The sequence below is a fragment of the Phenylobacterium sp. genome, from assembly GCF_016793225.1.
Classification (GTDB): Bacteria; Pseudomonadota; Alphaproteobacteria; order Caulobacterales; family Caulobacteraceae; genus Phenylobacterium.
Genome location: NZ_JAEUMN010000115.1, coordinates 1 through 7650 on the forward strand (window position 1 = coordinate 1; position 7650 = coordinate 7650).

Annotated in this window: 12 protein-coding genes; 5 read left to right on the forward strand and 7 right to left on the reverse strand. The window is 72.0% G+C overall.

Annotation, left to right across the window (positions count from 1 at the left end; all coding sequences use genetic code 11):
- Nucleotides 1–15: 15 nt before the first annotated feature.
- The 3 genes from JNK30_RS13825 to JNK30_RS13835 are packed head-to-tail and all read right to left on the reverse strand — an operon-like array spanning nucleotide 16 to nucleotide 2893.
- Nucleotides 16–1245, reverse strand: coding sequence for an efflux RND transporter periplasmic adaptor subunit (locus JNK30_RS13825; protein WP_293482989.1), 1230 nt, complete (start codon nucleotides 1243–1245; stop codon nucleotides 16–18).
- Nucleotides 1242–2504 carry a TolC family protein gene (locus JNK30_RS13830; protein WP_293482991.1) on the reverse strand — a complete coding sequence of 421 codons (1263 nt, stop codon included), beginning with the start codon at nucleotides 2502–2504 and terminating at the stop codon, nucleotides 1242–1244. The genes JNK30_RS13825 and JNK30_RS13830 overlap by 4 nt, the downstream gene beginning before the upstream one ends.
- A gap of 53 nt (nucleotides 2505–2557) precedes the next feature.
- Nucleotides 2558–2893, reverse strand: coding sequence for a hypothetical protein (locus tag JNK30_RS13835; RefSeq protein ID WP_293482993.1), 336 nt, complete (start codon nucleotides 2891–2893; stop codon nucleotides 2558–2560).
- A 223-nt stretch (nucleotides 2894–3116) separates the two neighbouring features.
- Here JNK30_RS13835 and JNK30_RS13840 point away from each other — a divergent pair, with 223 nt between their 5' ends.
- A complete protein-coding gene (locus tag JNK30_RS13840; RefSeq protein WP_293482995.1) occupies nucleotides 3117–3569 on the forward strand; it encodes a helix-turn-helix domain-containing protein in 453 nt (150 codons plus the stop codon).
- A 55-nt stretch (nucleotides 3570–3624) separates the two neighbouring features.
- Nucleotides 3625–4020, forward strand: coding sequence for a Fur family transcriptional regulator (locus JNK30_RS13845; protein ID WP_293482997.1), 396 nt, complete (start codon nucleotides 3625–3627; stop codon nucleotides 4018–4020).
- A gap of 77 nt (nucleotides 4021–4097) precedes the next feature.
- Here the strand turns inward: JNK30_RS13845 and JNK30_RS13850 are convergent, their stop codons facing one another.
- A complete protein-coding gene (locus tag JNK30_RS13850) occupies nucleotides 4098–4565 on the reverse strand; it encodes a helix-turn-helix domain-containing protein (protein WP_293482999.1) in 468 nt (155 codons plus the stop codon).
- Nucleotides 4566–4629: 64 nt separating this feature from the next.
- On the opposite strand from JNK30_RS13850, the gene JNK30_RS13855 reads away from it, so the two are divergent.
- From JNK30_RS13855 to JNK30_RS13865, 3 genes are all read left to right on the forward strand, one after another.
- The gene (locus JNK30_RS13855; RefSeq protein WP_293483001.1) at nucleotides 4630–4965 is read left to right on the forward strand and encodes a hypothetical protein; all 336 of its coding nucleotides are present in this window, start codon (nucleotides 4630–4632) and stop codon (nucleotides 4963–4965) included.
- A gap of 1 nt (nucleotide 4966) precedes the next feature.
- Entirely contained in the window at nucleotides 4967–5335 is a 369-nt protein-coding gene (locus JNK30_RS13860; RefSeq protein ID WP_293483003.1) for a hypothetical protein, read from the forward strand.
- A gap of 66 nt (nucleotides 5336–5401) precedes the next feature.
- Nucleotides 5402–5725 (forward strand): YnfA family protein, encoded by a 324-nt coding sequence (locus tag JNK30_RS13865; protein ID WP_293483005.1) that lies wholly within the window; start codon nucleotides 5402–5404, stop codon nucleotides 5723–5725.
- A gap of 73 nt (nucleotides 5726–5798) precedes the next feature.
- Here the strand turns inward: JNK30_RS13865 and JNK30_RS13870 are convergent, their stop codons facing one another.
- From JNK30_RS13870 to JNK30_RS13880, 3 genes are all read right to left on the reverse strand, one after another.
- Nucleotides 5799–6416 carry a class I SAM-dependent methyltransferase gene (locus JNK30_RS13870; RefSeq protein ID WP_293483007.1) on the reverse strand — a complete coding sequence of 206 codons (618 nt, stop codon included), beginning with the start codon at nucleotides 6414–6416 and terminating at the stop codon, nucleotides 5799–5801.
- A 2-nt stretch (nucleotides 6417–6418) separates the two neighbouring features.
- Complete coding sequence (locus JNK30_RS13875; RefSeq protein ID WP_293483009.1) at nucleotides 6419–6892, reverse strand: DUF2147 domain-containing protein; 474 nt, start codon at nucleotides 6890–6892, stop codon at nucleotides 6419–6421.
- Nucleotides 6892–7650 (reverse strand): sterol desaturase family protein (locus tag JNK30_RS13880; protein ID WP_293483011.1); only part of this gene is annotated, 759 nt, incomplete at its 5' end. The genes JNK30_RS13880 and JNK30_RS13875, both read right to left, overlap by 1 nt.

Genomic DNA, 7650 nt, shown 5'->3' on the forward strand with positions numbered 1-7650 from the left:
ACATGTGTGCGCCTCCTAGTGGCCGTGCTCGGCCTCGCCCTTGGCCATCTCGGCCTTGAGCAGGAAGGCGTTGGTCGAAGCGATGCGTTCGGCGCCGGTCAGGCCTCGCAGGATCTCCGTGCGGCCGCCGGCCTGGCGTCCCGCCAGGATCTGGACGGCACGGAAGCCGCCCTGGACCTGCACAAAGACGACCGAGTTGCCCTCCACGGTCTGTACCGCGTCGCTTGGAACGGAGAGACCGCCGGCCTCGCCGCCCGTCACGAGAGCCCCGGTGACGGGCGAGCCGGCAGGCGGCGCCGACGCACCTTCCGGCCGTGCACGGATCACCGTTGCGCCGCTATTCTGGGCGCCGGCGTCCGCCGCCACCCCGGTCACGACCGCGGAGAAGTCGCCGTTCGATCCCGTCACCCGCATGCGCGCGCCGGGCTGCGCCTGGGCGGCGAGCTGCGGCGGCGCGTTGAACACCAGTTCGACCCGGGCCGGATTGGTGACTTCAGCCACAACCCCGCCCTGGGCGACGAAGCCGCCAGGACCCACCTGGACGCTGGTGACAACGCCTGCGATCGGGCTGGTGACATTCAGGCGCCCCGAGGCGCTGGGCCCGCCGGCGGCCGCGGCGCGCGCGCGGGCCGCCCTGGCCGTCGCCTGCGCGCTCAGCGCCTGAGCGTGCGACACTTCCGCCTCACGCTTCGCGACTACGCCGAGCTTGGCCAGGTTTTCGTCCCGGCCATGCGCCTGCTCGGCGGCCACATAGGCGGCTTGGGCGGCGTCAGATTCCGCGCGCAGGCTGGCGGCGTCGCCGCTGACCAGGACCGCGAGGGCCTGGCCAGCGGCGATCCGCTGGCCAGGCGCGACCAGCACCCGTTCGACGCGGCCGCTGACCATCGCGCCGACGCTCGCCTTGGCGTCGATCACCGGGGCGACGCGGCCCGAAAGCCGTACTTCCGAACCGCCGCCGCGCGAGACCTGCGCGATACGGATGCCCGTGGCCTGCGCCTGCGCCGGCGTGAGCGCGATCACGCCCTCCGCCTCGGCAGCGGCGCCGCCCGCCTCGCCGGCATGTTCTCCGCCCGTCTCTCCGGCGTGCTCGCCGCCCTCTTCGGCGTGCTTCTCCTCGGCATGCCCGGCCTCAGCGCCCGCGGCGACCGGGCGGTTGGTCAACATCGAGAGCCCGTAGCCGCCCAACCCGGCCAGAACGGCTGCAGCCGCGACCGCGCCGTAGAGGCGTGCATTGTCCCTTTTCATTTCTGCTCTCCGAAGATGGCGAAGCCACCGAGCCGCGCCTGCGCGGCCTGTGCGCCGATCCGCTCCACGGCGGCGGCGATGGATTGGGTCCGCGCGTCCGCGAGGGCGCGGCGGGCGCTGACGAGTTCGACGAGCGGCAGCTTGCCGGCCTCGTAGCCGATGCGCGCCAGGCGATAGGCTTCCTCGGCGGTTCGCTCGCCTTCCCTTGCTGCGGCCAGCCGGGTCTCCGACGCCGCGATACGCGTGGCGCTGGTGCGAACCGCAGCTTCCGCTTCGAGGCGGGCCGCGTTGAGGCGAGCCTCGGCGATGGAGATATCCGCCCGCGCTGCGGCGATGTTGCCCCGATTGCGGTCGAACAGCGGCAGGGGGACGGAGACCCCGGCGATCATCGCCGTGGCGTCGTCCTGCTCGAAGCGGCGGAAGCCCAGCGAGACCGTCACGTCCGGAACCGCGCGGCGCCGTTCGACCTGGAGCCGGCGCGCGGCAGCCTCGCGTTCGGCCTGGGCCGCCAGCAACGCCGTGGCCGAGATCGAGGCCGGCGTGAGACCAGGGAAGGGCGCCGCCCGGCTGTCGAGCAGGCTCACGTCCACGGACGTCAGCGGAGCCGGCGACCCGGTAAGAACGGTCAGATTGCCGAATGCGACGGCGCGAGCCGCCTTGGCCTCGTCAAGACCGGCGCGCGCCGCCTGGACCGCGGACTGCGCCTGCAGCCGGCGGAGCTCAGCCTCGCGGCCGGCGTCCACCAGCGCCGAGGCGATGCGCGCATCCTCCTGGGCGAGCGTGAGGGTCTCCTGAGCCAAGATGAGCCGGCGATCCGACGCTTCGGCATCTGCAAACGCCAGGGCGAGGTCGAAGGCGTAGCCGACCTGCACGTTGCGGGCGCGGGCTTCCGCGGCGGTCACTTCGGCGCGCCCCGCCGCCCTGCGAGCGCCTCGCTTTCCGCCCAGTTCCAGCGGCTGCTGGATCGAGGCGGTGGTCTCCGACAGGGTCGTGCCACGGTACGGTCCGGAGCCGGAGAAGTTCTCCACCTCCACGCCGACCGTAGGATTGGGGATCGCCGCGGCCTGCCGGGCGAGCCCCTGCGCCCGGGCAATGTCGGCGCGCGCTTCGGCGAGCCGGGGGGCGGTCTCTTGCGACCGGGTGAGGAGCTCGGCGAACGAGGGCGCCGGATCGGCGTGGGCTGCGCCCACGCCTGCGCCGAGGGCAGCGAGCCCCAGGCAGACCGCAGACAGCGGTCGTCGAAATGTCAGACGTATCATGGACCTTCTCGCGAATGACGACAGGACACGCGCTCTTGGCGCGCGGCAGGTGGTCAGGCGCGAGGCGGCCGCTTGTTCAGCGAGGGGTCGATCGAGTCCAGGACGAGCGACGCAAGCGGTCGATCAGGGTCCGTGCAGCACATTCCGGCGGCAAGCGTGGCCGTCGGCGTGGCCGTGGCGACCGAGGCATGATGACAGTGACCGTGGACACAGTGCGGCACGCCGCCGGCGTCCGGATGGGCGAGGTCGGCGTTCCCGTCGCTGACGGCGGGCGCGCCCGTGTCGGACGCATGGGTCGCGGCGACAGCTTCGTCGCGGCACACGACCACGTCGAGGAGCGGGGTGGCTACGAACACGGCCAGCAGGCAGGCGACGAGCCAAGCCTTCAAGGTCCGCGAAAATGTCCAAAGTCCCGCCACGCCCGGCCTATACCCCGCCCGCGGCGTCGCGGGAATGCGTTACTAAATCACACGAAGCCGACCAGTGGTCGTGGCCCCGCCGGCGGACGCAGGCGGAAGTTCGAGTCTCGACGAAGGTCGCGGCAGACGCCATATCGACACCGTGCATCCTCTAGCTGCTGGAGGATCAAGGCCTTTCTTTCAAGGAACGAAGATGCTGCAGCGATCCATCGGCAGCCTCGCCAAGGCGACCGGCGTCAAAGTCCCGACGATCCGCTTTTACGAACAGATCGGCCTGCTGCCCGCGCCGCAGCGCACGCTCAGCGACCGGCGGGTCTATGGCGAGGCCGCCGTGGGTCGGCTCGCCTTCATCAAGCACGCGCGCCAGCTGGGCTTTCCTGTCGAGGCGATCCGCGACCTCCTGCGCCTGAGCGACTCGCCCGAGCAGCCCTGCGAGACCGCCAACGCGCTGGCTGCCGAGCAACTGAGCGCGGTCCGGGCCAAGATCGCGCAGCTGCAGGTGCTGGAGCGCGAGCTGCAGCAGATGGTCGACGCCGCCTGCATTGGCGAGGTGGCGAACTGCCGGGTGATCGAGGCGCTGCACGACCACACCCTGTGCGCCGGTGGGCATCAGACCGAGCGCCGCCCGACCTATGCCGGGCTCTGAGCCGCGCCCCGCCCGCGATGTGCCCGCGGCGCTCACAGCGGCGGCCGAGCGCAGCGTGGCGGCCGGCGAACGCTGGACCCCACCGCGCGATCGGGTCCTACAACTTCTCCTCGAAGCGAGGGGGCCGGTCCGCGCCTACGACCTCGTCGCCGCCTTCGCGCCGGGCGCCTACACTCATCCGCCCACTGTCTACCGCGCCCTCGACTTCCTCGCCGCTCACGGGTTCGTCCATCACCTCAAGTCCGTGAACCGCTTCGTCGCCTGCGTGGCGCCGTTGGGGGCGCACGACGCCCAGTTCCTGATCTGCGACGGTTGCGGCGGCGTGGCGGAGCGCCCCTTTGAACTCGCTCCGGCCCTGACCGGCCTGGCGGCGGCGCACGGCTTCGTGGCGAGCAGCTGGGTTGTGGAGCTGCAGGGCCGCTGCCCCGGTTGCGCAGGTGCGTCGGCATGACCGGCCGCCCGCCCTTGCGCGTCCGTCGCCTCCTGGCCCCTGGCGCCGAGGGCGCGCCGTGGACCCGATACGATGCGTCAGCCGGCGCAACAGCGGCCGGGGGCTGCCAGGTCCTCAAGGATCACGCAGTCCGGTCCGGGGCCGCCGGCGCAGCGCGCCTCGCAGTCCGCGACCAGCAGGCCGAGGCTGGCCTCCAGCTCGCGCAGCTCCGCCATCCGCGCACGGACGGACGCCAGCTGGTCGCGGGCCAGGTCGCGCACCTCGGTGCAGGAACGGTCGACGTCCTCAATCACCGAAACGAGGTCCCGGACCTGCTCGATGGGAAATCCGAAATCGCGGCAGCGGCGGATGAACGTCAGACGCTTCAGGTCCGCCTCGCCATACACCCGATGGCCGCCGTCACGCCGGTCGGGCCGGCGCAACAGGCCGATCTGCTCGTAGTAGCGGATGGTCGGCGGCGTGGCCCCACTGTGGCGGGCCAGCGCGCCGATCGACAAGGCGCGATCCAAACGGTCGTCTCCTGCAAATGAGCCCTTGAAGCTCAAGTAGCTTCAACTCTTATGTCCTTGTCTCCCCGGCGCCAAGAGCGCGCCAGCCCGGAGACCTCCCATGTCCGAAGCCATCCCCATCGCCTGCACCCTGGGCGCGGGTGACCTGCAGCAGCGCCAGGCGTGGATCGCCGATCTCAACCGGCGGCAGCTGAAGCGCCACACGCGGAACGACCTCACCCTGACCCTCGTCTACCATCGCAAGGCGCGCCGTGACGTGGCCCGGCTGGCCGCCCAGGAACGCGCGTGCTGCGCCTTCTTAACCTTCGAGGTCGCCGACAGCCCGGAAGGGACCGTGCTGACGGTCACCGCGCCGGAGACGGCGCGCCTGGCGGCCGAGACGCTGTTCGCGGGCTTCACGGCCGGTCAGGCGCGCAGCGCTTGCGGGTGCTGCTGAGATGGCCGTTCAATCCGAAGACGCGCCGGCCGTGCAAGGCAAGGCCGCCGGGGTCACCGCCGTGCTGGCGACCACCGGCGCGGTTGGTGCCTGTGTGCTCTGCTGCACGCTTCCGGTCGCATTCCCCGCCGCCGCACTCGCCCTGCTGGGCGGCGGCGTCGCGTTCCTGGGCATCGCGCACAAGGCCATGACCCTGGCCGGGCTGGTGGCCGTGCTCGCCGCATGGGGCTGGGTCTGGCGGCAAAGCCGGCGGACCGGTCGCAGGCCGGCGCGCGCGACCCTGCGGCTGATGGGCCTGGCCACGGCCTTGCTGATGCTGGCGCTGGCGTGGCCCCTGGTCGAAGGCCCGCTCCTGGCCTTGATCCGCTAGGCGCTTGCCGCCGGGCGGGCCGACCGCCTAGGTGCTTGTCCTTGCCCCGTCACAGAGAGATGAACCGTGTCCTGGGTCTACTTCGCGCTGGCCGCCGTGGCCGAGATCGCCGGCTGCTTCGCGTTCTGGGCGTGGCTGCGGCTGGGCAAGTCGCCGCTGTGGCTGGCGCCGGGCATGCTCAGCCTGGCGCTCTTCGCCTACTTGCTGACCCGGGTGGACAGCGACGCCGCCGGCCGCGCCTACGCGACCTACGGCGGCGTCTACATCCTGGCCTCGGTGCTCTGGATGTGGGCGATCGAGCAGCGTGTCCCCGACCGCTGGGACGTGATCGGCGTGGGGGTCTGCCTCGCCGGCGCCGGCATCATCCTGCTCGGGCCGCGAACGGCCTAGATCGGAAATCCTGAACCGCCATGCCGCGGCCCAACGCCCGCCCGGTCCAGGGTCCCGGACCGTTGGGTCGCGCTCACGCCCTGGTGGCGATCAGGAGCAGAGGCTCGCCACCTTGCGCCGGCTGGCCCTCCAGCCTGAACCCGGCGCGCTCAGCCGCGCTCTCGACCTCGAGCAGAGCGCGAAAGCGGTAGACCTCGCTTGGGAAGCTCTCGACCGCCGGGGTGTCGGCGCTGGTCCGGAAGACCAGCGCCATCCGGCCGCCCGGCTTGATCACCCGCGCCAGCTCACGGAGGGCTGCGTCCAGGTCCGGCCAGAAGTAGACGACGTGGACGCAGAGCACCTTGTCGAAGCACGCCGCGGCGAACGGCAGCGCCGCGACCTCTGCGATCGCCACCTCCACGCGGCCGGAACGGACGAGACCGCGGTTCCGCGCCAGCGCGACCTCGGCCATCACCTCCGAAGGATCGGCGCCGACGACGCGCCCACGCGGCGCCTTCGCCGCCAGGGTGGCGAGGGCGCGACCCGGCCCGCAGCCGACATCGAGCACCTGGTCGTCCTCGCGCACATGCAGGGCCGCAATGGCCCGCAGGTTCTGGGCCCAGGTCTCGCGCGCCATGATGAAGGCGATCAGCCGGCCGAGCCATCCGCGCGCGTCGCGCGCCTGCTCGGCGATGAAGCGGGGCCGGCGCACGGTCAGGGCGCCCGCGACGCGGCCAGCACGTCTTGAGGCCGCCGCCAGGTCTGGCTCTTGCAGACGATACTGAGGGCGCAGCCGCGCAACTCGAGCTGGCCGTCGCCGAGGCGCACTGCGCCGGTGTAGGTCCGCCCGTCGTCGGGATTGTAGAGACGCCCGCCGGTCCAGGCGCCGGCGCCGGCCGGCCGCAGGCCGCGGATGATCTCGACGCCCACCAGGGAGCGCGTCCGGAACGCGGGGTCCGGATTGTGCTGATCGACCCGGAGCCGCCCGCCCGGCGAGGGCGCCCAGAGCCAGACGATCCGGCCGCACATCTCCGCAGGCGCCGCGGCGCACGGTCGGACCTCGACGATGGAGCCGAAGCCTTCGGTCGCCCAGCGGCCGGCGAGGTCGGACCGGGCTTCAGCGCTCGCGGCGGGAAAGGCCGTCGCGAGGCCGAGCATGCAGGCGACCAGGCTTGCGATGCGGCGCATCACGCCGCCTCCGACACCGGACGGCCTACGCCCTTGGCTGCGGCGAACCGGGCCAGGTACTCGGGGTGCTCGGTGCCCATCAGTCGGTCCCACCAGGTGAACCAAAGGCCGTAGTTCCAGCCGGCCTGCGCGTGATGCAGGTCGTGGTGGGTGACGCTCGTGAGCCAGCCGATGAGCGGCTCGCCGTCGCGGCCGGCCGGATAGAGTTCGTAGCCGCTGTGGCCCAGCGTGTTGCGGGCGATCTGGTGCAGCATGAAGAGCCCGACGACCGCCCAGGTGGTCGGCACGACCAGCATCCAGAGCGCGACGAAGCCCGCCTGCACGCCGGCCTCGGCGATGTCGAAGCTGTAGGCCGAGAACGGCGAGGGGTTGTGCGAGCGGTGGTGGCGGCGATGGAAGGCGCGGAACAGCCGCGGGTCATGCATCGCCCGGTGGGTCCAGTAGAAGTAGGCGTCCTGGGCGATGATCATCAGCACCAGAGAGGCGAAGGTCCAGGCCGGTCCCCACTGCGCGGCCAGCGCCGGTCCCGGCAGGTGGCCGGCGCGCTCCAGGGCGAACAGCAGCACGCCCACCGTCGAGAAGACCGCCAACGACCGCAGCGAGATCGCGAACTCGATCAGCAGCTGACGCGCGGGCGGCGTCTCGTCGCGGATCTTGATGCTGCGTAGCGGGCGGGCGAGCAGCACCCAGAGGATGAACCAGGTGGCGATCGCGAAGATCGCGTAGTTCCTGAGATCGACCGAGATGTTGAGCAGCCA

What these genes read in the sequence shown, in the direction of transcription:
- JNK30_RS13840 (WP_293482995.1), top strand. Translation starts at nt 3,117, where the DNA reads ATGCTGCAGCGATCCATCGGCAGCCTCGCCAAGGCGACCGGCGTCAAA.
- JNK30_RS13855 (WP_293483001.1), top strand. Translation starts at nt 4,630, where the DNA reads ATGTCCGAAGCCATCCCCATCGCCTGCACCCTGGGCGCGGGTGACCTG.
- JNK30_RS13830 (WP_293482991.1), bottom strand. Translation starts at nt 2,504, where the DNA reads ATGATACGTCTGACATTTCGACGACCGCTGTCTGCGGTCTGCCTGGGG.
- JNK30_RS13875 (WP_293483009.1), bottom strand. Translation starts at nt 6,892, where the DNA reads ATGCGCCGCATCGCAAGCCTGGTCGCCTGCATGCTCGGCCTCGCGACG.
- JNK30_RS13825 (WP_293482989.1), bottom strand. Translation starts at nt 1,245, where the DNA reads ATGAAAAGGGACAATGCACGCCTCTACGGCGCGGTCGCGGCTGCAGCC.
- JNK30_RS13860 (WP_293483003.1), top strand. Translation starts at nt 4,967, where the DNA reads ATGGCCGTTCAATCCGAAGACGCGCCGGCCGTGCAAGGCAAGGCCGCC.